This is a genomic window from Chryseobacterium sp. R2A-55, from assembly GCF_021401085.1.
Classification (GTDB): domain Bacteria; phylum Bacteroidota; class Bacteroidia; order Flavobacteriales; family Weeksellaceae; genus Kaistella.
Map to the genome: position 1 here is coordinate 563,835 of NZ_JACBFP010000001.1, position 25,133 is coordinate 588,967.

A 25,133-nucleotide genomic window follows, 5' to 3' on the forward strand; every position below is an offset into this window, starting at 1 on the left:
ATTAATAAATTTTAAATAGGTTGATGATATTTTCTTTTTGTGATTGGATGGCGTATTCAAAAGCCGTCATTCCCAATTGATCTTTGTGATTTTTATCTGCCTTGGCTTGCAGCAAAGTTTTGGTCAGCGATTCATTTCCACGCTTTACGGCCCAGATCAATGGAGTGGTTCCGTTGGCATCTGCGATGTTGGGATCAGCACCGTGCTTCAGCAGAAGCTTTAGCAAGTCTTGGTTGAAATTAATGCATATCGCGGCCAGTGCCGTGCCTTCATCACTTAAATAATTGACGTCTGCCCCATTATCCATTAAAAATCGGGCAACCTCGGAATTGCCGCGGTAACACGCTAAAATTAACGGCGAAAAAGACATCGCATCCACTGAATTGATGACCTTGGGATCTTGCTGAAAAAGTGTATTCATTTCTTCCACAGTTCCAGTTCTGGCAATCTCAAATACGGTTTTCTGCTGTGCGAAAATCAGTGTGGTAAAAACCAAGCAAAAAAGTAGTGCAAACGTCTTCATTATTGTTTAGCGAGTTCAAATTGATAATCCACATTGACTTGCTCAGCGATTTTTCTCATGACCATTTTCGGTATTTTCACCTGATAATCAGCCGGTCTTGCAATAAATTTTCCGGAAATAATGATTTTTCCATCTTTGGTGAAAATAGAAGCCACTGACGTTACATTCCTATCGGCTCCATGAAAATGGTGCACACCGCTGATGGTATAGCTTTTTGGCGTCGCCGACAAATCTTCTTTATTGAAATTTAAAATCTTTCCCACAAAGGTGGTCTTCGGGAATTTTGCCGATTCGGCGTAATTCTCATTAAAATGTTCTTCCATTAAAGCCACTTTGAACCGGAAATCCTTTACCGTGGAAATCACCGCCAGATCACCGCTGTCGGAATTCAAGACCGCTACTGTGGATCCATGTTTGGCGTCCACGTCTTCAAAAAGAGGAACATTCGCTTCAAAATGCACCGTCCCGGACTTAGTCAGATATTTCTGCGAAAAAGCAGAACCTGCCATCAAAATGCACAATAGGGTGATGATTTTCTGTTTCATTTTATTGCTCTTTTATCATGTTTTTTTATCGCTACTGTTCCAGGAGGCCATCTGCTTTCCACTTTTTCAGGATATCGATATTGGTTGTGGACAAACTTCCTCCCTGAGGCATTTTCCCAGGATCTCCGGCAGGTTTTTGAACCCGATCCAAAATATTGTCAATGGCATTTTTCACCAGGCTGTAATCGGTGAGCGGGTAGAAATTTGCAGCACCCACCGCAGAATGGCAAGTTACACAGTTGCTTATTATGATTTGTTTCACATCCTGATTATAGGTGACTTTCGGTGGGATGACCACCTTTGGTGAGATTTCATCATAAGTCCTCGTGTCACAGCTGGTCACTGAAAAAATGATGGTAACGAATATTATTTTTACGGCATTTCTCATTTTACTAGCAAAGTTTTTTAGAAGACCCTATAGAGATTAAACCCAAAAAAGAAATGTCCTTTAGCCCAATCACCTGTCGCATTGGTGAGGTATCCTGTTTCCGTATTGGGTTGTGAATTAGTAAAAACCAGTTGAAATACATGACCTCCCGTATCGATATCCATTCCTACCGACAGCGGATTTTTATAGAATTTTTTGTCATCAAAATTCAGAAAATATTCTGCATTCAGGGAAATTCTCCTGGAAACTTTGTACCTGCCACCAATTCCCGTAGAAAACAGATTTTTATTCTCAATCACCGGATCAATAAGGTTTTTATGCACAAAACTCGGCGAAAGCTGCAAGCTGAAATTCTCGGAGAACCTCCGCGAAATAAGCAATTGCGAAAAATAGGCAAGCCGGTCGTTAAAACGAAGGTCAGGATACTGATCGGTGCTGAGTTCTGAATTAATGGCGCCCACGTGGTATCCCACCACATCAAAAGGCGAGTTCCCCAGTTGTTTCAGAATCCGGTACTTCACCCCAAACTCAAAGGTTTTTTGATAAGTATGCCGCGAGGCGCTGAACGAGATCCCATCTGTCAAACCATAAACCACACCCAACTTCGTGGTGGCATGATCTAACCCGAAAAAATTTTTGAATCCTTCGCTCACGTCACCGAAACGGTGAGAAATATCAAGATAAAACTCTTTCCTGGAAGGCATTTTGGTGGACTGACCGGTCACGATTTGCAGCGCTTTGAAACTTGGCTGGTAAATTTCAGCGGCTTTGACGGTATCAATCTCTTTTAACAGGTCATTGTTCTGCGCCGTCAAAAAATGACCGAAGCAAAAAGAAAAAAACAAGATGCTGCTTTTGAAAATCATAAGTTGTGACTTTTATAAAACCACCATCATTAACGGAAAGAAGAACATTACGTCATTTCCTCCTTCAAAAACCGGGTGATTTACGCATGTGGCGAATCAAAAATAACATCTTGGAACCAAATAACCGGTGACTAAAGTCACAACCTCCTGAATTTGATCACAGAAGACGTTTGGGTAATGACGCCCTCATTCTCAAATTTTTTCAGGATTCTGCTTACCACTTCCCGGGCGGTACCCACATCATTTGCAATTTCCTTATGCGAAATTCTCAGTTCATCTTTTGCCAAAAGAGTCATCCTGTTGTTCAGATATTCCAGAATTCTTTTGTCGAGCCGGTGAAAAATGGCCTGGTTCAGCATTTCAATCAGGGCACTGTATCTTAGTTCATACTGCCGGTAAAAGAAATGGTTGAATTCCGGATATTGATTCAGCCATTTTCGAACCGAAGTCACAGGTAATAAGATAATTTCCGACGCCTCCTCGGAAACCGCAAAGACCTTGCTTTGCTGATCATCGAAAATACTTGAAAAAGTCATAATGCAGCTTTGTCCTGCACGCACATAATAATAAAGAAACTCCTTCTCATCAACGAGTCCGTAAACTTTAATGAGTCCGCTTGCCACAATCGGAATATACTTCACATTTTGCCCCACCCGCATGAGTTCAGTCTTGGCATCGACTGACTTCTGCACAGCATGAATTCCGAATTCTGATAAGAAATCAGCTCCTATGAATGCAAGCTTCTCAGAAATTTGTGCAAAACCGTCCATATAATTTTCCTGTAAAAATAAGAATTTTATAAATACAATAAAATACTGTTAAAGCAAACTAAATATTCGGACAAATTCAGCAACATTTTATCCAAATCATTGAAATAATCCAAAAAATCAATTTTGAAGAATCCAATCTGCTGTTGATGCCTATTCCGATGATAAATTCACATGGGAACTTAGTTTCCGGAAATTCAGGGCATATCGTAAACACCGGCTCAGCGTAACACTATTCCCTGATCCGAATTTTGCAGCATGAACGGGAATGAGGAAATTAGGGTGATTCTTGCGCTGCCACTTTGTTACTTGCGGAACAGGATGCGTTTTCATCCTAATTCCTGGGCGGCGTATCCTTTAAAGAAGCCGACCTCGCGTTCCTCCATATGACCTTTTTCCCTAAATTTGCAAAAAATTACGCATGCTGATAATAGATTCCCCTTCAAACAACGCCTATTTCAATATCGCTTCCGAAGAATATTTGCTCAGCAGATTCCCAACCGAAGAGATCTTTTTGCTGTATGTGAACGCGCCTTCCATCATAGTCGGGAAATTCCAGAATACCCTCGCCGAAATCAATCTGGATTACGTGAAGGAAAAAGACATCAAAGTGGTGCGCAGAATGTCTGGAGGCGGTGCCGTGTATCATGATTTGGGGAATCTGAACTTCTCTTTCCACAAAGTGCTGGGTGATGATGATTTCGGAGATTTCAGACAATTTACCCAACCCGTGCTGAACGTGCTCAACCGGCTCGGCGTTCCGGCCGTTTTGAAAGGCAGAAACGACCTGCTCGTGGAGGATAAAAAATTCAGCGGCAATGCGAAACTCGCCCGAAAAGGGAAAATGATCCAACACGGAACCATCCTTCTGAATTCAGAAATGGAAGTTTTGGCCGAAGCTCTGATCCCCAATCCCCTGAAATTCATCGATAAAGCCACCAAATCCAACCGATCGAGGGTAACCAACCTCATCAACTACCTGCCAGAAACGACCTCCACAGAAGATCTGAAAAATTACCTGACTGCAGAAATCCACCAAAACAATCCGGGTTCTGAACGATATACCCTCACCGAAGAAGACATCGTGGAAATCGAAAAACTGGCAGCGGAAAAATACCAAACCTGGGAATGGAATTTCGGATTCTCACCCAACTACAATTTCCAGAAAGCCATTAAGATTCCTGCCGGATACATCGAAGTACACCTGGATGTGCACAAGGGATTCATCGAGAAGGCAAAAATCTATGGCGACTTCTTTGCCGAAAAAGCCTTGGAAGAACTGGAATCCAAACTGATCGGCCAAAAACACGAAATCGAAGACCTGAGAAACCTCCTCTCCACCATGGACCTCACCGGATATTTCGGGAAGGTGACTGTGGATGAAGTGATAGAGGTGTTTAAGTAGCTTTCGGCAATCCGTCCGGAAAACGATCGTCATAGAAATCCGCCGAAACCGTGTTAATTCAATTCAGGAAGCTTTGCATCATTGCGCTGTCAAATTGCTGCACAGTGAATGGACGACTGACCTTTTTAAAGACGTTTTTCTTAACTTGCAAAGGATCCGCGAAGAGACCTTATTTCCTTAGTAATCTGACCGCCAAAGATTCAACTTAACTTTATCCCCTTGTCGAAGTTTTGTGCAATGAATGGAAATAAAGCCCAAGACTGTCAACTCATTTTTTTCACAGTGGTAAAAAGCTCAACCGTTTGTTCACTACCTCTGACTTTGCTGCAATCACAAAATAATTGTAAAAAACAGCCCTTACTTGCCAAAACTTCTGTATTCCTCCAACAGTGCTTGCCAGACATTTTACTGGGCGAATTTGTCAGCGATTTCCGGACGCGCATGCCGCTGAAGTTCCTTCCAGATTTCACCATCCATCATCTTTACCATGGCAACTTTCAGCTGTTCCACATCTTTTGGTGGAATGATCAGACCGTTTTTTCCGTCGGTAACGATTTCACTGCAGCCATTGATATTGATGACAATGGAAGGAAGTCCCATGGCACCTGCCTGCAAAACCATTTTCGGGAAACCTTCGCGGTAGCTCGGGAAAACCAGAGCATTACATACTAAAACACCTCGATATCTCCAGTCGCATTTCATGTTTTCTCAGTTGCACAAGGCTGCCATTTTATACTTGTGGATGGGCTTTTCTCTATCAATTCCCCGACAGGGTTTTTTATGGCACTTTCAATTCACCGCTTTATCCGACCAACCAATGAGACAGGATTCAAATATTGGCATTGATATTGAATTGTTTTCCGTAGCGACTCGCCTTTGCGCCCGCCAGTATCCGCAGTGGAAGTAAGATACCCATCCCACAAATCCTTAAGTTTATTTTTCAGCCAGTTTTTGTTCAATCACCGCTAATGCAGATTTCACGTCACGCATTTTCTCCATGGATTCGTTATCGATTTCAATATCAAAAACTTCTTCCACATCCAGAATCACGTCAACCAGATTGGCCGAATTGATATTTAAGTCATTGATGAAATCCGTGTCTTCTGTCAATTGTTCTAAAGCCGGCGCATCTTTAACGTAAGGTTTTACAATCTCGGCCAGTTTTGCAAGATTTGCTTCTCTGTTCATAAGGGTCAGATAAAATATTTACTCAGTGAATTTCTTAAAAATAATACATCCGTTCACATCGCCAAAACCAAAACTTACTTTAGCGGCAATTTTGATGTTTTTCTCTAAAAGACTTTGCGGAACACATGCAGAATCAATTACCTCCACAATTTCCGGGTGCAAATCTTCGCAATTGATATTGGGCGCCACAAAATGCCCAGCCAACTGCAAAACAGTGGCAACGGACTCAATACTTCCCGCGGCCGAAAGGCAGTGTCCGGTTAAAGCTTTTAGGGAATTGATAAAAGGAAAATCTTTTCCGAAACGGTTCAGGGCCTCTGCTAAATTTTTGATTTCTGTGCCGTCTTTGGAAGTTGCAGTCAAATGTCCGCTGATGTAGTCTATCTCTTCTGCCATAATCTGTGCCTCCGCAATCGCATCCTGCACACATCTCTGAACCGCTGCAGAATTGGGTGCCGTCATGCTTCCGCCGCCGCGTTGGCCGCCGCTGTTCAGGTTTCCGCCCAGAACCTCTGCATAGATTTTTGCATTTCGGGAAAGTGCAGATTCCAGATCTTCCAGCACCAAAGCTCCGGCGCCGCTACCTGGTACGAAACCTGCAGCAGATGTACTCATGGGTCGGGAAGCTGCTTCAGGACGCTCATTGCTTTTAAAATTACAGACTTTTATCGCATCGAAGCCCGCCCAGATATAAGCGCCCGAATCACTCGTACTTCCGGCAAGCATGCGTTTTGCTTTTCCCGATTTGATGCGGTCGAAAGCCATTAAAATACTTTCTGTTCCCGTGGTACATGCAGACGAATTGGTGGTGACCTGATTTCCCAAACCCAGTTTTCCTCCTAAATAAGCACTGATGCCACTGTTCATGGTTTGCGATACCGCTGTGCTTCCTAATTTGCGCGTTTGCAAAGCGTCAATCTTGTAAATACTCTCCCTGAATTTTTCGATTCCGGAAGTTCCGGCGCCAAATACAGTGCCGCTGTCCCAATCGGGATCCTGACCTTCTGTGATTTCTAAACCGGCATCGTTCCAGGCATCCAAACCTGCAATCACCCCATACATAATTCCTGTGGATTTGAAATTACGCAGTTCTAAATCCGTAAAGTAGTGTTCCAGGTTTCCTGTCACAATGGGCGGAGTTCCCGAGACCTGACACGAAAATTGCAGGTCAGCCAATTGTTGATCAAAACGGATTCCGGAGCGGCCTTCTTTTAATGCACTTTGGAATTCGTCCTGCCCGATTCCGTTGGGAGCAACGACACCTAAACCAGTGATTACGACTCTTCTTGACATCTTAATTCGCTTTAATGATTCCGGCAATAGTACCTTCACAAACAGTTTCGCCCTTCTCATTCAGCATCTTAACTTTACATTTCAGTTTGTGAAAGCGAAAGTAGATTTTCTCAGAAATCACGGTGACTTTTTCATTTGGAAAAACCGGCTTCAGAAATTCAATGGCAGTTGACGTTAACCCAAATGATGTCTCCGGAGTAAGTTGGTCTCCACTCAAATAAATTCCCAGACAGACCAATCCAATCTGCGCCATCACCTCTGTCAAAATAACACCTGGAGTTAACGGGTGATGCTTAAAATGTCCTTCATAAAAATCTAAATTTTCTGAAAAAGTAAAAGTGCCCGCCGCACCATTTTCATCTACCCTGATCAATTCATCCACAAATAGAAATGGACGGTCATAGGGTAATTTTTGTATGATCTCTGCCGCAGTCATCACCTTAAATGTTCGCCGCCATCCACAGGAATGATACAGCCATTAATCCAGGAAGCCTCATCCTGACACAATAAACTCACTACATTCGCCACTTCTTCAGCCTGAGTTAATCTTTTGAAAGGATTGCGTTTTACGGTAAATTCTTTAAGCCTTTCACTGCCCGGAATCATCTGTAATGATCTCGTATCTGTAACTCCAGCCTGAATGCAGTTCGATCTTAACCCAAAAGGGGCAAATTCCAGCGCTATATTTCGCGAAATGACTTCCAGAGCTGCTTTGGCAGCAGAAACAGCGGCATAATGAATCATGGGTTTTGTGCTTCCTTCACTCGTAAAAGCAAGAACTCGTGCATCGTCAGCAAAAAGATCTTCATTAAAGATCAGTTTCGTCCAGACATATAAACTGGTTGCCATGGCGTGAATCGTAATACTGAAATCATCTGCCGACAGACTTTCGGTTTCAGGTCCGGTCATGGGTTTTAAATTTCCCTTGGCAATGCTGTGCAGCAGACACCGGATTTTTCCAACAGAACCTAAAGCTGTTCTCAACTCCGTGATGATTTCCTGCTGATGTTGAGGATTTAAGACATCTTTATTCAGACTTAAAAACTCCACCTTTTCATTCTTAATGAAAGAAAATTCTTTGTTGATCGTTTCCATTTCTGTGCGGGAATTACGGTGAATCACACAGATATTCATCCCTTCGGATGCCAGCTTCTTTGCAGACGCAAGGCCTAAACCCGAACTTCCGCCCAAAATCAGCGCCCAGTGATTTTTATTTTCAAACCTTCTTACCATTGCAATAAAACTCTTTGTGCAGAAAAGCCGGGACCGAAACTCAGCATCAGTCCTTTCTCGCCTTTCAGCGGTTTTTGATTCATTATTTCTTCCAGAACATAAAGTACGGTGGCACTTGACATATTCCCGTAAAGGCGCAAAATTTCTTTTGTAGCATCGATATTTTTGCCGGCCTCGGCGAAGAGCGACTCCACCATCTGCACAATCTTTTTCCCACCGGGGTGAAAAATAAAATGATTGATATCCTTGATTTCCAAATTTTGTCTGGCCAAAAAAGAATGAACCACCGCAGGGAAATGTTCTGCAATAAGATCCGGAACTTCGATATCCAGGATCATTTGAAGTCCTGAATTGGTGAGTTTAAAACCCATCATGTGTTCGTTGTTATAGAAGTGATACATTTCTCCGGCAAGAATTTCTGGGCCATCCGCATCTTCATCAGACGACAGAAGCACGCAGGCCGCACCATCGCCGAAAATAGCGGCACTTACTACATTCGCCATGGAAAAATCTTCCAGTTGAAAGGTAGCGGTCGGGCTTTCTACTGCGATGACGGCAGCGCGCTTTCCCCGATAGGACCGGAGGAAATTCCCGGCATAAATGATCGCGGAAACGCCTGCAGCACAGCCCATTTCGGTTACCGGTAAACGGACGATATCCTGCCGCAGATTCAATTCATTGATCAGATAGGCATCGAGCGAAGGAATCATGATGCCTGTGCAGCTGACAGTGATGATATAATCCAGAGATTGCGGATTCCAACCGGCCTGGTCCAGAGCTTTCTGCAAAACCTGTGCGCCAAGAAGGACCACTTCGCGGGCATACACCTCATTTTTATCTTCAAACGAAGTGGCAGTGAAAACTTCTTCCGGATCCATAATGGAATACCGCTCATCCACTTGGGCTCCTTCAAAAATCTTTTTCACTTTACGGACAAAACGGCGGTCTTGTCCGCAAAGCCACTGATCCAAAAACGGTAAGATTTCTGCAGTTGTACGGGAATATTTCGGAATTTGCCGGGCAACTGAAACTATTTTCACACTCATAGGATATGGCAGGGCACGAAGCGCCCGGTTTTGATTTTATTTTTCGATAATCCACTGGTAACGGAAGGCCCATTTCCAGGTAATCCGGTACTTTTTAAAATTTAATGCTGCAGAATATTTTACAAGTTCTGATTTTTTAAATCCTCTTAAAATTGAGACCAGTCCATCTTCTGCCGTCATTTTATCCAGCCTGCATACATAGATGATCGCCTGAAAAAGCCTGTAGGGGAGCCAGCTGCGCTGCAGATCATTGACAACAATTCCTTTCGTTGTCCAATTAAATATGGCGCGCAGTATTTTTATGATTTCATCATCTTTAAAGTGATGCAAAGTAAGCGTTATCAGGGCTATATCAACATTGTATTTCAAGAAGCCGTGCTGAAAAATATCTTCCGGCAGATAGCTGATATTCTCATAACCGGCAGAACACATTTCCGCATATCGGATGGTCGCTGGGTTGGCATCCATGCCGATCAGTTTAAAATTCAGGCCGTTCGCAACACCATATTCCGAAAGTATTCTAAGAATCTCACCATTTCCGCAGCCAAAATCCATGATGGTGATTTCAGCATCTTTTGGAACCTTTTTCAGTAAATATTTTACCCCGTTTAAAGTGACGGAGTTTCCGCCCAAAAACTGATTGACCCGGGAAATATCATCCAGTGCCTTCGTCAGTTCAGCGTTATCCATCGAAAAATCATCCATGGTTTCTGGGGTATCTGTTCTGTAGGTGGTGTCCGGAGCCATTGTTATTACATTAAAATTTCTTTCCCGTGTGTTTTTTTGATGATGAAAGGCAAAATAGAAGGAATAAATTTAATCATTTTGGTTAGAATTTCCGACAAAGAGGCATGTTCTAAGATCTTTCCCAAATACCGGCCATACAGCATCCTTTTCCTGAAGTTCTGATCCCAAAGTATCTGGTAGGTTCTTTCCATCACTGCCCTGGAGGTTTTCTTACGCAGAAAATCAGAAACGGCTTCTGAGGCCAATTTCGCACTATGAATGGCCATGGCCATTCCGTTTCCGCAGAGCGGATGAATCAGTCCCGCCGTATCGCCAATCATGAGCACATGGTTCTCAACAGTATTCTTGCCTGCAAAAGAAATTTGACTGATCGTCAAAGGTTTTTCTGAGACTGCTTCTGCATGGTTCAGAATAGCTTTTAAATGAGGGTTTTGCGACACCACTTTTTCCTGAAACTCTGCAATGTTTTTAAATTCCTTAAATGATTCAAAATTAGTAAGATAACAAATATTGATGAGGTCATGCTCTACTTTTGACACGCCGCAGTAACCTCCTTTAAAATGATGCAGCCCAACCAAATCGCTTGGGAAATCGCCTTTATAATGAGATTTCACAGCCAGCCAGGGCGACTTTTGATGGAAAAATTTTCTTTCCATTTTTTGATCTAAAGTGGATCTCTTTCCGAAAGCACCCAGAACAACGGACGAAGTAACTGTCTTTCCGGAAGCCAGATGAACGCTGAAAATATCATCTTTGAAACAAGCCTCTTTCACCTGATCTTTCAGGACAGTACAATTTTGAGAGATCGCCTTCAAATACAGCGAATAATCCAGTGCATAACGGCTTACTCCAAAACCACCAAGCGGCAGCTGAATCCTGAGCGATTCACCTGACTGTGTTGAAAAATGCAGGAAGTCAATATGCGCAGGACTTAAGTTTTCCGGGTCAAAATCCAGCCAGTTCAGATAGGGCAGAACTTCATTCGAAACATATTCGCCGCAGACTTTATGTTTTGGATAAGCATTCTTTTCAATGACGAGAACGCGAAACCCAAGTTTAGATAGATGGATTGCGCTCGTTAAACCGGCTAAACCTCCGCCAATTATGATGAGTTCCGCATTCAGGTCAGAATCTTTCACTTTTTTAATTAAAAGTACTGAAAATTTGGTGATAATTCTTTTTTTTTTTGCATTTTTTCAACCTGCTTAGCCGAAATTGGAAGATCGTGTTCAGTATTTTAATTGCTGAAGATTGTACTTTGGATTGAAAACCAACAGACTTTATATCCAAATTAAAATCATCTAAAACTACTATTTATTATAGGCTTTTTTTAACATCAACAGTTGCATTTCGTTTATTTTAACAAAAATTATAATACCCGGTGGCGCAAAATCTCCTGACTTTGTGTCCATCCGAAAAAAACTTTATCTATGATGAAAACTAAGCCATGAAAGAAGGATATGTCATTAGAAACCGGGACCTGCTCCAGTGTGACGCAAAGCCGGAAGACCATGCGCGGCGGGGACTCATTGGGAAAACCGAGCCGGATCAATTCTTTCGCATGATGTTCTCCGGGTGAAATATTTTATAAGTCGGAGGTGAAAGTAAGTTGCGTATTTTTTATAACCCAGAGATTAGGATATATATCATGCGCGAATATAGTTTTTCATTAAAAGCTTGGCAATCAATGAAAACCAAGATTTTGGGGAATTTATTAGTTGCGTATATTTGGAGTGAGCAGAAATCCTTCACCAACAGAACTTTATTAAATTATTTCATTTTTCCCAAATTAAGAATTAATTATTATATTTATAAAAATACTTATGAATTGATAGTTATTGTAAAGAACATATAGCGTGAGTTTTGGGAAAAACATTCAGATTGTGAACAACAACTAAAATCGTGGTATCAAGAAGCGGATCATGCGAAGTGGAAAAATCTGAATGAACTGAAAACTGAATATCCGAGCGCAAGTATTTTACAAGATAACAGAGTTTGTTTTAACATAAAAGGGAATAATTATAGATTAATTGTAAAGATTAATTTTCATTATCAAATGATGTGGATTAGATTTATTGCAACCCATGCTGAATATGATAAAATAGACGCAAATAGAATTTAAAAAGATGAAATTAAAACCTATAAAAACAGAACAGGATTACAATCAAGCTTTGGAAAGACTTGAAAAGATTTTTGATGCAACTCCAGGAACGAAAGATGGAGATGAATTGGAAATTTTAGGAATTTTAATTGAGAATTATGAAAATGAACACTATTCCATTGAACTTCCTGATCCAATTGAGGCAATAAAATTCAGGATGGAACAGCTCAATTATTCTCAAAATGATTTAGCCGAAGTAATTGGTTTAAAAAGTAGAGCGAGTGAAATTTTAAATCGAAAGAGAAAATTATCGCTTGAAATGATCCGCAAGTTAACTGAAAAACTACATATTCCGTCTGAAGTTTTGATTCAAGCTTATTAAATCAGGACTTCTACTACAATAACTCAGCTTTTGCATTGTCCGCTGGACACGAGATGAAAGCCCTTTGAACGGAAGCTCCGGTGGCTTTTCTCCAATATTGGTTCTTATATGGAATGGTAAAAAGCACTCAAAAACAAATCACTTAATTTGGTTGGACTAATGAGTATTCTTATTTCATAACAAGCTGATTATCAAAATTAATTGGAAGCGTTAGCAGAGCTTGATTTAAAAATATTGTGTGAATAAATTTGGATTAAATACCAAAACTTGGTACCTTTGAATTGAGAAATTAAACCAAATTGTCATGGCAAAAAACACATCAATATTATTAGGCGATTATTTTGATAATTTTATCAGTTCTCAAATAAAAAGCGGTAAATTTTCTTCTGCAAGTGAAGTTGTAAGAGCAGCTTTGCGAATGTTTGAACATGAAGAAACGAAAAAGACAGAATTAATTAAAGAGCTCAAAAAAGGTGAGAAATCCGGTTTTTCATCAAATTTCAATCGTGAAAGTTTCAAAAAGAAATTGCATGAAAAATATTCTGCTCAGTAATGAATTACAAAATCAGTAAACAAGCCGAAATTGATTTAGAAAATATTTGGCTTTATACTTTTGAAGAATGGTCGCTTAAACAAGCAGATTATTATCTGGATTTGATTTTGGATGAAATCGAATATATTTCTGAAAATCCTAAATCCGGAAAAGATTACAATGAAATTAGGAAAGGATATTTTCGTTCCCGAGTAAAATCACATTTTATATTTTACCAAGTTAATCTGAAAGAAGAAATTGTGGAAATCATTAGAATTCTTCATGATCAGATGGACATTGAAACTCACATCAATGAGTAACACCAAATAATTCTGGCTGCCGATAACAACTAAGCTCTGATCTTGTCCCAAGGACACTAGATCAAAGGTTCGCGGGAGGCAAATGAATCACTCATCACCGATTCCATAGAAAAAGTAAAAAAGAAGAGGTAAAGCCCATTGAACCTTGCAAGTACCTCAGGATAAACTACAGCTCCGGCGGCTTTTCAACAGCATAATGGTCCTCTTCTTCAACTTCCGCTCTAAAACCATCGCTTCGCCCCGAGTTCCTTTTTCAACAAAACCCAAAAGACGCCACGGAACATAAGGACTGGTGGATTTTTCCAGACGCGCATTATGGCGTGCAAGTCTCGAAACCACATCCTGAGTCTGACCGATATAATAACGGTCAAACTTTTCGGAATATAAAATGTAGATACAGTACATAAAAAAATGCTGACGGTTTGGTCAGCATTGCAGAGAGGAAGGGATTCGAACCCTCGATACAGTTACCCGTATACCAACTTTCCAGGCTGGCTCCTTCAACCACTCGGACACCTCTCTAATTGAAGACTGCAAAAATAGTCTAAAAATTCCGAATTTCAAAAAGTGTTAAAGAAATCTTTTTAGATCCACTTCGGGATGTAGTGCCTTACCGTTTTCTATTTTTTCGAAAAGTTCTTGGGAAAAAAAACAACCATTTAGGATTCCACGCGCTCCCAAACCATTAAAAACATAATAATTAGGAAAATCCGGATGGCTTCCTAGGATCGGACGGCGGTCTTTAACGGTGGGACGAAAACCAAATTCGATATGCTCGATTTCAAAATCATGTGGGTAAAATTCTGCAAGACCATTGATTAACTGTTCCCTGGCAGAAGGGTCTACCTTGAGGTGCATTTGTTCGCGGTCGTAAGTTCCGCCGTAATAATAGCTTCCATCTTCCAACGGAAACAGGAAATGCTTTTTCTTTAAGGTATATTTTCCGGAAAGAGGCTCCGATAATCTGACGGTCAGGTGATGTCCTTTATTGGGCTGAACAGGAATAAAGGAGAAAAATGGATTTTCCAGTACACCCATGCCTTCGCAAAAGACGATGTATTTGAAAGCATATTCTTTGTAGGTTTCCCCTTCCAACTGCGCATAATCAAATTTTTCCCGGATCAAATTTCCTTCTTTTTCAAAATAATTCAACAAATCATGAAAGAAACCCTTTACATTCAATCTTCCGGATTGTAGCACCACGCCGGTTTGAAAAGGATTTTTAACTCCATCTACCAATTCAAACTCTGGTGAAAGAAATGCTTTTAAATCATCATTTTCAGATTTGTTCAACCAAAGATTACATTCTTTTTCATCATGAAAAATCCGGTGGATATTTTCGTTGATGAGATAATTGACACCCGTATAACTTTCAATTTCAGAAAGAGTCTTTCTGAGGTAACCGATCTGTTCCTGCGCTTTCCAAAAAGTGGTGAATTTCTTCAACACAACAGGATTGATGATTCCTGCCGAAACCTGCGACGCACTTCTCTTTCCTTCTGAAAAGATTCTGAAGCGCTTATGATTTTTCTGAAGCCGGTGTGCGAAAAACAGCGCTGCATAGCCATCACCAACAATAATATACTCTACATTTTCCATCATGAAAAAACCTGAGCAAATTTACTCAGGTTTTCTGTATCTAACATGAAATATTATTAGTAATTCCACATATCATTTTCCATTTGAAGAATCTGAGCTTTGATTCTTTCACTTTCTTCAAGTTGTTCATCAGCATCTTTTGGAATATAGTCCTTAATGACTCCATTTCCTAATCCGTTGTCAGTTTTGTAGATTACGGTAGAAAATCTTCTTGCATTAAGCAAATCATCGAAGGAAATATCAGATGACAGGTTTTTGCTATTGAAGGCAATCGAATTTGCCAAAACTTCTCTAGCATCAGGATAATACACCCAGAATAAATCGATCAGCTCGTCTTTCGAAGCAAGTGGCTGTCCATCTGGTCCGAATTGTCCCATTGTGGAAGGATCCTGACCCATCGCAGCAATTCCAAGCAAACGGTACTTCATTTGGCTGTCTCTCTTGTCGATATACCACATGCCTTTGATTTTCAAAACCTTCACATTTTCAGTTTTGGTTTCGTACACGTTGGTAAACTCCTTCTTCTCTTCTTCAGTCAATTTCCCGGTCTCATTCAGCCTGTCGATTCCCGCGTTGCTCATCACCACGTTCTTGATTCTGGATTGGATCGCTTCCGGAGAAAGACGGGTGGTGAAAAGTTCATCATCGTAAACCTCTTTGATCTTTCCAGAATTAATGGCATCAAAAAGAACCTGATAAAGTGATTTGTTTTGGGAAACTATTCCATCCTCATTATGATAATAAGGTTGGTTGATTTTATCATTCATATCAATAATTTCCCAAACCACCATACTTTTCAGGATATCATGATCTTCGATAAAGCCATACTTCAATGGAGTTACCTTGGTGGAAACCATGGAATCTCCTCTTTTGATCATTCCCATGTCCCGATATTTCCTGAAAGATTCCGGAGATTTCGCGTTAAGGATAGACATTGAATTAATCGGTGTATCATCATACACCACAGCTCCTGCAGAAGTATCTGTAACCGAAGTATCCACTACCGGAGCAGTTTCCTGCACCGGTTTGGATGCTACTTTGGTGGTTTTTGCTTTAGCTTTCTTCTTGACGGGTTTCTTCTTCGTTTGTGCCCCTGCAGAAACAAATCCTAACGCAAGAATTACTAATATGAGTTTTTTCATTTTGAATGATTATACTAATGGTATTTTAAAATCAATAACGAAATTATTGTACATTTATTACAACCGGTGGAATTTGCTTCAAGGTCTGTCCGCCGAGTCCGGTAGCCGTTGCCTGAATATTATAAATATACGCGATGTCGCCATTTCTAAGATTTTTGGTTAATGCGGCGGTATTGCTCATTGAATTTCCGGTGATCATCATTCCCGCCTTACCTTGTACTTTAAACATAAAGCTGTTTACGGTGAAGCTTACCGGGAAATCGAAATCTGGCATCGCTACAGAAACGTGCTGGTTCGGAATGGAACTTGCCGGCATTGAAACCACACTTTGCCCCTGGATTTGTCCAACCGGTGGTGGAACGTTCTTAATTCTGAACTCAAATGCCTGAGAAATAACTGCTCCTTTTGGATCCTTACCGGAAATCGTTAACTTCACGGTATTTCCACTTCCAGGAGTTACCGTCCATTTTCCTCCGCTTCCGCTTACCGAAGCTCCGGCAGCTGAAAGTGAGATTCCGGACATGTCGGCTCCAAGAATTGATCCGGAGACTGGGTTAGGTAATCCTCTATAGAGTACGTTCATCTTGTCTGCAGTAAGGATTGCTCCCTTCTGAGCTTTCAATTCCAGAGCTCCTGCAATTACTTTGTAAGTGTGGTCATAAGGGAGTTCTATCACTTTTCCATTTACATCTGTAAATGAAATTTTACCGGAAAATTTATGATCCCCTACGGCACTGGTGTTCAGGTTGGTTACGCCTTGTCCGTTCTGAATGGTCAATCCAGGCATAGAAAGTCCGGGAACCGAGCTGGAATAGTTTCCGATTGCCACCTTTGCCTGAGCAGGTTCGCCCTGGATCACGGTAGCTGGAGCAGAAACAATCGCTTCATAGGCATCAAATTTGATATTTGCATCAATTTTTTCCTGAAGCATTCTGGATAATGCATCTCCCTGAATACCTCTCGCTGAGGACTGAATAACTTCAAGGTTAGATAGCGCTGCGATTAAAGGCTGATTGTAAAATTTGTACTGAAGCCAATTTTTTCCGTCTTTCTTTTTGGCAAATTCAGTAATCATCTGCTTGTTGGTTCTGTCCACAACCTCTTTCATCTGCTTATTGCCCCCAAAAGTCTGATTGATGTATGTTTTGAAAGCTTCAATTTTGGCTTTTAAATCTGCAGCAGTTTTTGAAGGCTTTGTTTCATCACCTTCAGCAAAGAAATTCTGAGTGGAAGGTTCCGTGTTATTCAATGATGGAAAGCTTTCCGAAATATCCAGATTACTATCGTATTCGGATTCTTTACTCAGTTTCACTTTAATCCCATCGATGAAGCTCACTAAATCGTCGGCTTTTACTTTTAGTCCTTCATAATCCTGTAAGGGTTTGGTGAAGGTTTCTGGTGTTAATTTCTGTTTTTCTTTTAAAGTTCTTTCAAAAATATCGTTGTTCGTTTGAGTAAGCGTCCTGGTTTCCTCAAGTGAACCCGTGGTATCTCTGTATGAACGGATGATTTCCTGGTCAATCTGCATCGCAAGCATTGCGATGAAGACCAAATACATCAGGTTGATCATCTTCTGACGAGGGGTCTGTTTTCCTTGTGCCATTTCTTTTTAGTAAATTTTGTTAATAATAATTAAATAAAATGGTTAGAAAACTATGATTTCATTGCGCTAAGCATTCCGCCATACACTCTGTTAAGATTATTGAGGTTAGAAGTTAATCCTGTAAGTTCTTCGTTGAATTGCTGTGAATGCGAAATAGATTTTTGGATGTCTTCCACATACTTTTTGCTGTATTCATTTTGGGTTTTCCCGTGTTCCAGTTGCAGTGCATAGAGTGCATTCATGCTTTCAAGGTGACTTGCTGCAAGTTCAAGCTGGTCGGTATATTTGTTAGTAGATGCAGAAATATCTACGGTCTGATTAATCTGATCCACGGAGCTTGAAAATTTATCAATTCCGGTTCTTAATCTTTCGAAAAGGTTCACATCCAATTTAGCTTCAGCAAGCATTTTATCCAGTTTATCTGAAAGAGAAACTTCCAGTTCTTTCACTTCTGCGGACTGGAATCCTAAAGTAGAATGTTTTGGATTTGGTTTTGCATCTTTATCCAAAAGTTCCGGATAAACGTTTTCCCAGGCATAAGACTCCTCAGATTTCGGGGCGTCAAATGCGAAAATAGTAAAGATGATAGCCTCTGTGATCAAACCTGCTGCAAGCATTACGTTTCCGGATAATGGTCCTAAATGCCAGTGAGTCATTTTGAATAATGCACCGATAATTACGATAGCCGCACCGATTGAGTACACGAAATTGTAGATTGCTTCTTTTGTCTTAAACATGTTCGTTGAATTTTTTAATAGTTAATTTTTGTTGTTGTTTTTTTCTAATATTATTTTGTTCTCTTTCTGTATTTGGCTGTGTTTTCCGGTATATCCTGCACGGTTCTGAACCCAATGTAGCTTCTTGCAGAATCTTTGTATTCATAATCCCTGGCTCCGGTCATCAACAAATAACCTACGTCCTTCCAGGATCCTCCGCGAACTGTTTTTCTCGGTTCCCGGTATGCCTGGTTGGAAAGGTAAGGATTCAGGGTTGATGCAAACTGATAAGTAGAATTATTATAAGGCGATTCTGTCCATTCTGCTGCGTTCCCTGCCATATCATAAAGTCCGAAACCGTTTTTCGGGAACTGTTTTACGGGAGCTGTATAAGTATAGGTCCCTTTTTTCTCGTCCTCAATATAGTTACCTCTTTTTGGTTTGAAATTTGCCAGATAGCAACCTCTGTCATCCTGCAAATAAGGTCCACCCCATGGATAAGTGGCGTTGGCTTTTCCTCCTCTTGCTGCATATTCCCATTCTGCTTCGGTCGGCAAACGGAAAGCCATTGCTTTTTGTTTTTTCTTTTTAAGGGATTCGTTGTAGTCTGACTTCAGTTTAGATTTAAAATTACAGTATGCTCTCGCCTGATCCCAGGTTACCCCGACAATTGGATAATTTTTGTAGGCGCTGTGCCAGAAATAGCCGTCATAAAGCGGCTCGTTGTATGCGTAATTAAAATCTTTGATCCAAACTGTGGTATCTGGATAAACCGCAATACTTTCTTTTTTCAAATACTTGGAACCTCTTGATTTGTCCTTTACCGCAGACTCAATATTCTCCCACTGGTATGCATACAGCAGCTTTCTGGTGTCCAAAATCCTTTCATTGTTGATCCTTTCATTGGCCGGAAGATACATTGATTCCAGAACTTCAGCGTACTGAACATCTGGATAATCAGAGGTTTTCCAACGCAATGGCACCGACCAGTCCAGTTTCTTGGAAGCATCGTATCCATCTCTTCCACCCTGCGATTCCATGAATTCCTGGTAGGCATTTTTCTGATCGCCCGCTTTTTTAGACGCATATGCGAAATCTCCGATTGAAGTTCCATTTCCTGTAGAACCTCCCTCTCCTGCAGCTTCAGCCAAAAGCGAACGGGCAATGGAATCACGGACATAATTAATAAAAACGCGATATTCAGCATTGGTGATCTCTGTCTCATCTATAAAGAATGAAGAAACGGTAACGGTCTTCAGATTTGCCTTTTCCGGATTATTGGTGAAGTCCTGATCAGCCATACCCATTACATATGATCCGGCTGGAATTGCAACCATACCATATGGTCTTTCCGAAGTGAAGGATTTGGCCTTGGTCCTGGGAACCAACTCCCCCTTTATCCCGGGTTTTCCTGCCGAAGTAGATCCACGCTTCGAACACGAAATAATAAAAGACGCTGATAATACTACAAGAAATATTCTTTTCATGCTACATTTAAAAATTAAGCGGTAAATATATAATTTTTTAAAAAAACAATTGCGATTTTTTTTGGAAAACGCAAAAAAGTTTAGATTATTTTATTCTGATTCACTTTTTATTCTACAGTCACCGATTTTGCGAGGTTTCTGGGCTGGTCAACGTTCGCTCCACGATACACTGCCACATAGTATGCGAGCAGTTGCAAAGGCACTGAAGCCAGAATGGGTGAAAAACATTCCGATGTTTCAGGGAATTCAATCACGAAATCAGCCATAGACGCTACCTGGGTATCGCCACTGTTCACTACCGCAATGATTTTTCCTTTTCTTGCCTTGATTTCCTGCACGTTGCTTACAATCTTGTCATAATGTCCCTGTCTGGGCGCAATGATCACAATGGGCATATTTTCGTCAATCAGTGCAATGGGTCCGTGTTTCATTTCTGCCGCAGGATAACCTTCGGCGTGGATGTATGAAATTTCTTTGAGTTTCAGTGCACCTTCCAATGCCGCCGGGAAATTATATCCTCTGCCCAAATAAAGGAAATTCTGTGCATCCACAAAATGTTTTGCAATTTTCTTCGCTATTTCGTGGGTACTTTCCAACACTTCTTCCACCTTTTTCGGGAGGGCATCGAGTTCAGTAATCAACCTCATAAATTCCTGGTTGCTCAGGTTTCCGTTGTGCTTGCCTAACTTCAGTGCAATTAATGAAAGAATAGTAAGCTGCGAAGTAAACGCTTTGGTAGATGCGACCCCGATTTCAGGACCGGCATGGGTATAGGATCCTGCATCAGTAATTCTTGCAATCGAAGAATCCACCACGTTGCAAATCCCGTAAATAAACGCACCTTTTTCTTTGGCCATCTTTATCGCGGCCATGGTATCTGCGGTTTCACCGGATTGTGAAATTGCAATTACAATATCTTTGTCGGTGATGATTGGGTTTCGGTATCTGAACTCAGAGGCATATTCCACTTCCACAGGGATTCTGGCAAATTCTTCAATCAGGTACTCCCCGATCAATCCTGCATGCCAGGAAGTTCCGCAGGCAATAATAGTGATTTTCTTAGCCTGGTTGATTCTTTCGAGGTGATCCCAGATTCCGGCCATTTTGATGATGCCTTCATTGACCAGTAGTCTTCCCCGCAAAGTGTCATGAATAGATTTGGGCTGTTCGAAGATCTCTTTGAGCATGAAATGTTCGTAACCTCCTTTTTCAATTTGCTCAAGGCTGAGTTTTAACTCCTGAATTTGCGGGGTAATTTTCTCATTTCCTTTAATGGTACGGATATCGATCCCATGTTCCAGAGAGATCGTCGCCATATGACCTTCTTCCAGATAGACCGCCTCCTTGGTAAATTCCACGAATGGCGAAGCATCCGAAGCGATAAAATACTCCTGATTTCCCAGACCGATTGCAAGAGGTGAACCCAATCTGGCCACCACCAGAACTCCTGGGTAATCTTCGTGCATCACCGTGATGGCATAAGCACCATAAACCTCATTGAGCGCAAGCCTGATAGCGGTGGGAAAGTCCAGACCCGAATCGGTATCCATAAAATACTGGATCAAATTCACCAGAACTTCGGTATCTGTTTCTGAATGAAAAGTGAACCCTTTTTCAATCAGCATTGTCTTAATGGTATCGTAATTCTCGATAATTCCATTGTGAACAAGCGCAATTTTTCCATTGTTTGAAACATGCGGGTGTGAGTTCCGATCACTTGGGACTCCATGGGTTGCCCATCTGGTATGCCCCATTCCCACGGTCGCAGTACCTTCGAGTTTCTTGGAGATCTCCACCAAATCATCAACTTTTCCTTTCGTTTTGACGACTTCGAATTTCTTATCCTTATTTTCCAGCACGATTCCCGCACTGTCATATCCTCTGTATTCCAATCTGCGAAGTCCGTTGATGACTATTTCATAAGCATCCTGAAAACCTGTGTATCCTACAATTCCACACATATCTTTTTTATAATAGAAAAGTTAATTTATTTATTTCTTGCCATAGCTAACCAACAGTTGCACCCCTTTCGGATTCTGGGCGTCCGTTCCTATGAATACTGCACGGTACGGGGTATACGATCTGGTATTAAAGTACTGTGCATAATCCTTGTATTGCCATCCAATCAACTGACCATTAGCATCCAAGGTATAGTTTCCTACATTTAATGCAAAATGTCTTGATTTTTCTTCTTTTTCAATGATATTTTTCAAGGTCTGGGTAATACCGATATCATAGAAAGCCTGTTCCTGATCCAGATTATTTCCTTTCACAAGACTGTAATTCTGGCTATAGGCCAATAAATTCATGTCTTCCAAAAACGTCAGTAAATCTGTGAAAGTATGATCAGCATTGATCTTTCTTAGATTGACATTAAAATAATCAGGTTTCTGGAACTTGTTATTCCAAACAGACGGATCAGTGTAAATCCTTATTTTTGCGGAAATAATTCCAATTTTTTCATTCTTGTACAGCTCTTTAATGCCTGCGATGGTTTCCAGCGGAATCTTTAATCCGATTCCCGGTCCGCCCATACCTTGCGCATAAACGCGGGGTGCCCCCACAATGGTATCTAAAACGGGATAAGTTTCCAGGGCGCTTCCCACTTTGTTATTGATGATTTCACTGAAATGGGCATTGCTTGTTCCCAAATCAAAAGTGAAAGTATCGCTCTCACGAACCGGAGGAGTTTCAGTGCCTGCCTTATCTTTCTTATAGTAGAGGGTCAGTTCCAGTGCATTGGGATCAATTTTGAAAATATAACCATCTTGCTCCTCAACAGAAATTTTAATTCCCCGGAAATACCTGATGAAAGAGGCTGCGTCTGCAAGTTCCGGAGCATTTCCTTTTTTGATGATATTGTCTTGAAAAAAGGTACTGTCTAATTTCACCGCAATTCCTGCTCCCCGTTCGAAGATCGTACTTTTGTCTGAATCCTTGGTAATTTTCACCGAGGAGATATCACCATTGAAGACCGTGGATCCCAAAAGTGTACCGGTTCCGGCAATTCTGTTGGAGAAGACTTTGTCAGTATTCCCTCCCAGATAATCCGTAACCCGGTGAACCTTGACATGAAATATGGTCTTGCCGTTAATTTTGGTTTTTCCATATTTGGTGACCGGATAAGTATTCTGCTCCAGCTTTGCGGGCACCGCACCGTCCGGATAAATATAGTCTTCTTTGCTGCTGGTAGTAACCGAGTCCGAAGCAAAATCCGGTTTGATGACCAACACTGCCGAATCCAGCACCGGATTTGTCCCGAAATCAGGCGCATAGCGCGATAAGCGTGCCTGAGTTACAAAAGCGGCTTTCTGCAGGCCAAACTGCGGCTCAGTAAAAGCACCAATGGAAGCACGCTGCAATCTGATGGCATCTGTCCTGATGGTATCGTTGTGATTAATGGTGTATGCGATTACGGAATAGGAAGACTGGGTTCCTTCTGCACCATTCTGAAAAAATTGCGAACCCAGTTTGTCTGCATCCGGTTCACAATTCCACAAAATTAAACTCCCTATTACCAGACTTGCAGTAATATTGAATAAATTCTTAAGATTTCTTATCATTAAAGTGAGGTTGATTTTAGTATAATTGGTCAATAGTATCCGCGTCTAAATACTCAGATTTCTTTGTTTTGGTTTTCTCGAAGGCTTTGTCCAGATCCTCCTGGAGGAATTCGTCGCCTTTAAGCACCAAATCTACCAGATCCATGCTTTCTATCACGAAATTCTGGAAACTTGGTTTCTTAAACGCCTTAAGTGCAGTAATATTGTCGAACTTCATGATCTGCTCTGTAGTTTCCGGTAAAAGCTCATCCTGCTCATTATATACAGAAAGCACTATTTTCGAATCATTAAAGTAGGAATCGGTCTTATAAAAAGTCTTGAGGTAAATCGGTATAAAGGAGGCCATCCAGCCATTGAGGTGAATCACATCCGGAACCCAGTTGAGCTTTTTAATGGTCTCTATCACTCCTCTTGCAAAGAAAATAGCACGCTCATTATTGTCATCAAAAGGAACTCCCTGTTCATCAACATAGTATTGTTTCCTTTTGAAATACTCCTCATTATCAATGAAATATACCTGAAGCCGCTCGCCGGGAAGGGAGGCCACTTTTATGATTAAGGGCTGATCCAGATCATTAATGATAATGTTCATCCCAGAGAGCCGAATTACTTCGTGCAGCTGAAACTTCCTTTCACTTATTTGACCAAATCTCGGCATAAAAACCCGCACGTCATTTCCCTCCTGATGCATTCTTAGTGCCATCTTACTGACCATTGTCGCCATATTGCTGTCTTCCTGATACGGAAACATTTCGGTGGTGACATATAAAATCTTTTGGTTCGGCATAAATACTTTCTTCTTGATTAATACACAGTATATACTGCTTTGCAAAATTACAAAATTTTATCCTAATTTCCCTTAATTAACATTTTTTAATAAACAGCAAATGGGATGAACAACCCTATTTTGTACCATAGACCGGGAGCAAAAAGTCAGTTTTGCCAACCCGGAACGCACCATCGTCAGGAATTGTTAAAGATTTCTTAAAATTTTCTTTGTGAATTCGTTAATTGGCTTTAATTTTGCATCAACATTTACAATGAAAAAAATCTATTTTCTGGCCTTTTCATTAGTTGCTCTATTTGCCCTGAAAAGCTGCGTACCGGGGAAAACCCAATCCGCGGCATCCTCCGGTGACCCTAAAATCCAGAAAATTCTTTATTTCAACCCAGAGATTTTCCCGGAAATAGAGGAAATCAAGGATCCCACCTACTCCGCTTTCTATTCCGCCGTTTCAGACAGACTGTCCCGTTTCCGCAATTACAGGATGCTGCGTGTGGATTCAAACCTGCCATTTGACTCTGCAGATTCGAAGCTGATCAAAGAGTTTTGCGAAAACAATAATGCGCAGTTTGCAGTCATTCCAAAAGTGAAATATTTCAAAGTCGGATTGGGAACATACATTTTTTCCAACCAGGTCGTGGTGAGCCTCAAGATTTACGATGCCGACGGCAATTTCATTACCGAAACCGATTACGATACCTACAAAAAGAACGCAAGACTGCTTGGTTCAGCCGAAAACTCCATAAAAATAGGTACCGTGGGAGCGATGAAGAAACTTGGCAAAAACTTGCGAACCGCCAGAAAAGACTGGCAAACTCCTGTTGAAAATTAACGAAACTTTACATTCAATCTTACACCGATTTATTCGGAAAATCTAAGTTTTTGACTTAATTTTGCCATTCT

Annotated in this window: 27 protein-coding genes, 1 tRNA gene and 1 pseudogene; 6 read left to right on the forward strand and 23 right to left on the reverse strand. The window is 41.1% G+C overall.

The window, feature by feature from the left end; all coding sequences use genetic code 11:
* Position 1: 1 nt before the first annotated feature.
* The 5 genes from L0951_RS02600 to L0951_RS02620 all read right to left on the reverse strand — a co-directional run bounded on the left by L0951_RS02600 (position 2) and on the right by L0951_RS02620 (position 3,092).
* Positions 2–523 carry an ankyrin repeat domain-containing protein gene (locus L0951_RS02600; protein ID WP_234109291.1) on the reverse strand — a complete coding sequence of 174 codons (522 nt, stop codon included), beginning with the start codon at positions 521–523 and terminating at the stop codon, positions 2–4.
* On the reverse strand, positions 523–1,068 hold the full coding sequence (locus L0951_RS02605; protein ID WP_234109292.1) for a YceI family protein: 546 nt from the start codon (positions 1,066–1,068) through the stop codon (positions 523–525). Before L0951_RS02605 ends, L0951_RS02600 begins: the two co-directional genes overlap by 1 nt.
* A gap of 31 nt (positions 1,069–1,099) precedes the next feature.
* On the reverse strand, positions 1,100–1,456 hold the full coding sequence (locus L0951_RS02610) for a c-type cytochrome (RefSeq protein ID WP_234109293.1): 357 nt from the start codon (positions 1,454–1,456) through the stop codon (positions 1,100–1,102).
* Positions 1,457–1,473: 17 nt separating this feature from the next.
* Positions 1,474–2,322 (reverse strand): DUF5777 family beta-barrel protein, encoded by an 849-nt coding sequence (locus L0951_RS02615; protein WP_234109294.1) that lies wholly within the window; start codon positions 2,320–2,322, stop codon positions 1,474–1,476.
* A gap of 137 nt (positions 2,323–2,459) precedes the next feature.
* A complete protein-coding gene (locus tag L0951_RS02620; protein ID WP_234109295.1) occupies positions 2,460–3,092 on the reverse strand; it encodes a Crp/Fnr family transcriptional regulator in 633 nt (210 codons plus the stop codon).
* A 418-nt stretch (positions 3,093–3,510) separates the two neighbouring features.
* On the opposite strand from L0951_RS02620, the gene L0951_RS02625 reads away from it, so the two are divergent.
* Positions 3,511–4,494 carry a lipoate--protein ligase gene (locus L0951_RS02625; RefSeq protein WP_234109296.1) on the forward strand — a complete coding sequence of 328 codons (984 nt, stop codon included), beginning with the start codon at positions 3,511–3,513 and terminating at the stop codon, positions 4,492–4,494.
* Between the two features lie 405 nt (positions 4,495–4,899).
* Here the strand turns inward: L0951_RS02625 and L0951_RS02630 are convergent, their stop codons facing one another.
* The 8 genes from L0951_RS02630 to L0951_RS02665 all read right to left on the reverse strand — a co-directional run bounded on the left by L0951_RS02630 (position 4,900) and on the right by L0951_RS02665 (position 11,140).
* The gene (locus L0951_RS02630) at positions 4,900–5,196 is read right to left on the reverse strand and encodes a glycosyltransferase (RefSeq protein ID WP_234109297.1); all 297 of its coding nucleotides are present in this window, start codon (positions 5,194–5,196) and stop codon (positions 4,900–4,902) included.
* 231 nt (positions 5,197–5,427) lie between these two features.
* Positions 5,428–5,682 carry an acyl carrier protein gene (locus L0951_RS02635; protein WP_234109298.1) on the reverse strand — a complete coding sequence of 85 codons (255 nt, stop codon included), beginning with the start codon at positions 5,680–5,682 and terminating at the stop codon, positions 5,428–5,430.
* An 18-nt stretch (positions 5,683–5,700) separates the two neighbouring features.
* Positions 5,701–6,975: a beta-ketoacyl-[acyl-carrier-protein] synthase family protein gene (locus L0951_RS02640; protein ID WP_234109299.1), complete on the reverse strand. Its 1,275-nt coding sequence runs from the start codon at positions 6,973–6,975 to the stop codon at positions 5,701–5,703.
* A 1-nt stretch (position 6,976) separates the two neighbouring features.
* Positions 6,977–7,411: a 3-hydroxyacyl-ACP dehydratase FabZ family protein gene (locus L0951_RS02645; protein WP_234109300.1), complete on the reverse strand. Its 435-nt coding sequence runs from the start codon at positions 7,409–7,411 to the stop codon at positions 6,977–6,979.
* The gene (locus tag L0951_RS02650; RefSeq protein WP_234109301.1) at positions 7,411–8,208 is read right to left on the reverse strand and encodes an SDR family oxidoreductase; all 798 of its coding nucleotides are present in this window, start codon (positions 8,206–8,208) and stop codon (positions 7,411–7,413) included. Before L0951_RS02650 ends, L0951_RS02645 begins: the two co-directional genes overlap by 1 nt.
* Positions 8,202–9,254, reverse strand: a complete 1,053-nt coding sequence (locus L0951_RS02655; protein ID WP_234109302.1) for a type III polyketide synthase — start codon at positions 9,252–9,254, stop codon at positions 8,202–8,204. Before L0951_RS02655 ends, L0951_RS02650 begins: the two co-directional genes overlap by 7 nt.
* 36 nt (positions 9,255–9,290) lie before the next feature.
* The gene (locus tag L0951_RS02660) at positions 9,291–10,001 is read right to left on the reverse strand and encodes a methyltransferase domain-containing protein (protein WP_234109303.1); all 711 of its coding nucleotides are present in this window, start codon (positions 9,999–10,001) and stop codon (positions 9,291–9,293) included.
* A 5-nt stretch (positions 10,002–10,006) separates the two neighbouring features.
* Complete coding sequence (locus L0951_RS02665) at positions 10,007–11,140, reverse strand: NAD(P)/FAD-dependent oxidoreductase (RefSeq protein WP_234109304.1); 1,134 nt, start codon at positions 11,138–11,140, stop codon at positions 10,007–10,009.
* Between the two features lie 716 nt (positions 11,141–11,856).
* On the opposite strand from L0951_RS02665, the pseudogene L0951_RS02670 reads away from it, so the two are divergent.
* From L0951_RS02670 to L0951_RS02685, 4 genes and pseudogenes are all read left to right on the forward strand, one after another.
* A pseudogene (locus L0951_RS02670) lies at positions 11,857–12,123 on the forward strand (type II toxin-antitoxin system HigB family toxin); the annotation flags it as partial.
* A gap of 4 nt (positions 12,124–12,127) precedes the next feature.
* Positions 12,128–12,484 carry a type II toxin-antitoxin system HigA family antitoxin gene (locus L0951_RS02675; protein WP_234109305.1) on the forward strand — a complete coding sequence of 119 codons (357 nt, stop codon included), beginning with the start codon at positions 12,128–12,130 and terminating at the stop codon, positions 12,482–12,484.
* 304 nt (positions 12,485–12,788) lie between these two features.
* Complete coding sequence (locus tag L0951_RS02680) at positions 12,789–13,037, forward strand: type II toxin-antitoxin system ParD family antitoxin (protein ID WP_234109306.1); 249 nt, start codon at positions 12,789–12,791, stop codon at positions 13,035–13,037.
* Positions 13,037–13,336, forward strand: coding sequence for a type II toxin-antitoxin system RelE/ParE family toxin (locus L0951_RS02685; protein ID WP_234109307.1), 300 nt, complete (start codon positions 13,037–13,039; stop codon positions 13,334–13,336). The genes L0951_RS02680 and L0951_RS02685 overlap by 1 nt, the downstream gene beginning before the upstream one ends.
* A 156-nt stretch (positions 13,337–13,492) precedes the next feature.
* Here the strand turns inward: L0951_RS02685 and L0951_RS02690 are convergent, their stop codons facing one another.
* The 10 genes from L0951_RS02690 to L0951_RS02735 all read right to left on the reverse strand — a co-directional run bounded on the left by L0951_RS02690 (position 13,493) and on the right by L0951_RS02735 (position 24,233).
* A complete protein-coding gene (locus L0951_RS02690; RefSeq protein WP_234109308.1) occupies positions 13,493–13,741 on the reverse strand; it encodes a GIY-YIG nuclease family protein in 249 nt (82 codons plus the stop codon).
* Between the two features lie 30 nt (positions 13,742–13,771).
* A tRNA-Ser gene (locus L0951_RS02695) sits at positions 13,772–13,858 on the reverse strand.
* A gap of 48 nt (positions 13,859–13,906) precedes the next feature.
* On the reverse strand, positions 13,907–14,935 hold the full coding sequence (locus L0951_RS02700; RefSeq protein ID WP_234109339.1) for an NAD(P)/FAD-dependent oxidoreductase: 1,029 nt from the start codon (positions 14,933–14,935) through the stop codon (positions 13,907–13,909).
* A gap of 56 nt (positions 14,936–14,991) precedes the next feature.
* A complete protein-coding gene (gene gldN, locus L0951_RS02705; protein WP_234109340.1) occupies positions 14,992–15,870 on the reverse strand; it encodes a gliding motility protein GldN in 879 nt (292 codons plus the stop codon).
* Between the two features lie 250 nt (positions 15,871–16,120).
* Positions 16,121–17,680 carry a gliding motility protein GldM gene (gene gldM, locus L0951_RS02710; RefSeq protein ID WP_234109309.1) on the reverse strand — a complete coding sequence of 520 codons (1,560 nt, stop codon included), beginning with the start codon at positions 17,678–17,680 and terminating at the stop codon, positions 16,121–16,123.
* A 50-nt stretch (positions 17,681–17,730) separates the two neighbouring features.
* On the reverse strand, positions 17,731–18,417 hold the full coding sequence (gldL, locus tag L0951_RS02715; RefSeq protein WP_234109310.1) for a gliding motility protein GldL: 687 nt from the start codon (positions 18,415–18,417) through the stop codon (positions 17,731–17,733).
* Between the two features lie 50 nt (positions 18,418–18,467).
* Positions 18,468–19,883, reverse strand: coding sequence for a gliding motility lipoprotein GldK (gene gldK, locus L0951_RS02720; RefSeq protein WP_234109311.1), 1,416 nt, complete (start codon positions 19,881–19,883; stop codon positions 18,468–18,470).
* A gap of 107 nt (positions 19,884–19,990) precedes the next feature.
* Entirely contained in the window at positions 19,991–21,844 is a 1,854-nt protein-coding gene (gene glmS, locus L0951_RS02725) for a glutamine--fructose-6-phosphate transaminase (isomerizing) (protein WP_234109312.1), read from the reverse strand.
* Positions 21,845–21,874: 30 nt separating this feature from the next.
* Positions 21,875–23,446 carry a DUF4270 family protein gene (locus L0951_RS02730; protein WP_234109313.1) on the reverse strand — a complete coding sequence of 524 codons (1,572 nt, stop codon included), beginning with the start codon at positions 23,444–23,446 and terminating at the stop codon, positions 21,875–21,877.
* A 16-nt stretch (positions 23,447–23,462) separates the two neighbouring features.
* Positions 23,463–24,233 (reverse strand): glycogen/starch synthase, encoded by a 771-nt coding sequence (locus L0951_RS02735; protein ID WP_234109314.1) that lies wholly within the window; start codon positions 24,231–24,233, stop codon positions 23,463–23,465.
* Between the two features lie 253 nt (positions 24,234–24,486).
* Between L0951_RS02735 and L0951_RS02740 the strand changes: the two genes are divergently transcribed.
* Positions 24,487–25,062, forward strand: a complete 576-nt coding sequence (locus L0951_RS02740) for a pyruvate decarboxylase (protein ID WP_234109315.1) — start codon at positions 24,487–24,489, stop codon at positions 25,060–25,062.
* Positions 25,063–25,133 lie beyond the last annotated feature (71 nt).

What these genes read in the sequence shown, in the direction of transcription:
- L0951_RS02740 (WP_234109315.1), top strand. Translation starts at nt 24,487, where the DNA reads ATGAAAAAAATCTATTTTCTGGCCTTTTCATTAGTTGCTCTATTTGCC.
- gldN (WP_234109340.1), bottom strand. Translation starts at nt 15,870, where the DNA reads ATGTCTATCCTTAACGCGAAATCTCCGGAATCTTTCAGGAAATATCGG.
- L0951_RS02630 (WP_234109297.1), bottom strand. Translation starts at nt 5,196, where the DNA reads ATGAAATGCGACTGGAGATATCGAGGTGTTTTAGTATGTAATGCTCTG.
- L0951_RS02645 (WP_234109300.1), bottom strand. Translation starts at nt 7,411, where the DNA reads ATGACTGCGGCAGAGATCATACAAAAATTACCCTATGACCGTCCATTT.
- L0951_RS02650 (WP_234109301.1), bottom strand. Translation starts at nt 8,208, where the DNA reads ATGGTAAGAAGGTTTGAAAATAAAAATCACTGGGCGCTGATTTTGGGC.
- L0951_RS02735 (WP_234109314.1), bottom strand. Translation starts at nt 24,233, where the DNA reads ATGCCGAACCAAAAGATTTTATATGTCACCACCGAAATGTTTCCGTAT.
- L0951_RS02685 (WP_234109307.1), top strand. Translation starts at nt 13,037, where the DNA reads ATGAATTACAAAATCAGTAAACAAGCCGAAATTGATTTAGAAAATATT.
- L0951_RS02655 (WP_234109302.1), bottom strand. Translation starts at nt 9,254, where the DNA reads ATGAGTGTGAAAATAGTTTCAGTTGCCCGGCAAATTCCGAAATATTCC.
- L0951_RS02625 (WP_234109296.1), top strand. Translation starts at nt 3,511, where the DNA reads ATGCTGATAATAGATTCCCCTTCAAACAACGCCTATTTCAATATCGCT.
- L0951_RS02615 (WP_234109294.1), bottom strand. Translation starts at nt 2,322, where the DNA reads ATGATTTTCAAAAGCAGCATCTTGTTTTTTTCTTTTTGCTTCGGTCAT.
- L0951_RS02640 (WP_234109299.1), bottom strand. Translation starts at nt 6,975, where the DNA reads ATGTCAAGAAGAGTCGTAATCACTGGTTTAGGTGTCGTTGCTCCCAAC.
- L0951_RS02675 (WP_234109305.1), top strand. Translation starts at nt 12,128, where the DNA reads ATGAAATTAAAACCTATAAAAACAGAACAGGATTACAATCAAGCTTTG.
- gldK (WP_234109311.1), bottom strand. Translation starts at nt 19,883, where the DNA reads ATGAAAAGAATATTTCTTGTAGTATTATCAGCGTCTTTTATTATTTCG.
- L0951_RS02730 (WP_234109313.1), bottom strand. Translation starts at nt 23,446, where the DNA reads ATGATAAGAAATCTTAAGAATTTATTCAATATTACTGCAAGTCTGGTA.
- L0951_RS02700 (WP_234109339.1), bottom strand. Translation starts at nt 14,935, where the DNA reads ATGGAAAATGTAGAGTATATTATTGTTGGTGATGGCTATGCAGCGCTG.
- L0951_RS02680 (WP_234109306.1), top strand. Translation starts at nt 12,789, where the DNA reads ATGGCAAAAAACACATCAATATTATTAGGCGATTATTTTGATAATTTT.
- L0951_RS02690 (WP_234109308.1), bottom strand. Translation starts at nt 13,741, where the DNA reads ATGTACTGTATCTACATTTTATATTCCGAAAAGTTTGACCGTTATTAT.
- L0951_RS02610 (WP_234109293.1), bottom strand. Translation starts at nt 1,456, where the DNA reads ATGAGAAATGCCGTAAAAATAATATTCGTTACCATCATTTTTTCAGTG.
- gldM (WP_234109309.1), bottom strand. Translation starts at nt 17,680, where the DNA reads ATGGCACAAGGAAAACAGACCCCTCGTCAGAAGATGATCAACCTGATG.
- L0951_RS02660 (WP_234109303.1), bottom strand. Translation starts at nt 10,001, where the DNA reads ATGGCTCCGGACACCACCTACAGAACAGATACCCCAGAAACCATGGAT.
- L0951_RS02600 (WP_234109291.1), bottom strand. Translation starts at nt 523, where the DNA reads ATGAAGACGTTTGCACTACTTTTTTGCTTGGTTTTTACCACACTGATT.
- glmS (WP_234109312.1), bottom strand. Translation starts at nt 21,844, where the DNA reads ATGTGTGGAATTGTAGGATACACAGGTTTTCAGGATGCTTATGAAATA.
- L0951_RS02635 (WP_234109298.1), bottom strand. Translation starts at nt 5,682, where the DNA reads ATGAACAGAGAAGCAAATCTTGCAAAACTGGCCGAGATTGTAAAACCT.
- L0951_RS02620 (WP_234109295.1), bottom strand. Translation starts at nt 3,092, where the DNA reads ATGGACGGTTTTGCACAAATTTCTGAGAAGCTTGCATTCATAGGAGCT.
- L0951_RS02605 (WP_234109292.1), bottom strand. Translation starts at nt 1,068, where the DNA reads ATGAAACAGAAAATCATCACCCTATTGTGCATTTTGATGGCAGGTTCT.
- gldL (WP_234109310.1), bottom strand. Translation starts at nt 18,417, where the DNA reads ATGTTTAAGACAAAAGAAGCAATCTACAATTTCGTGTACTCAATCGGT.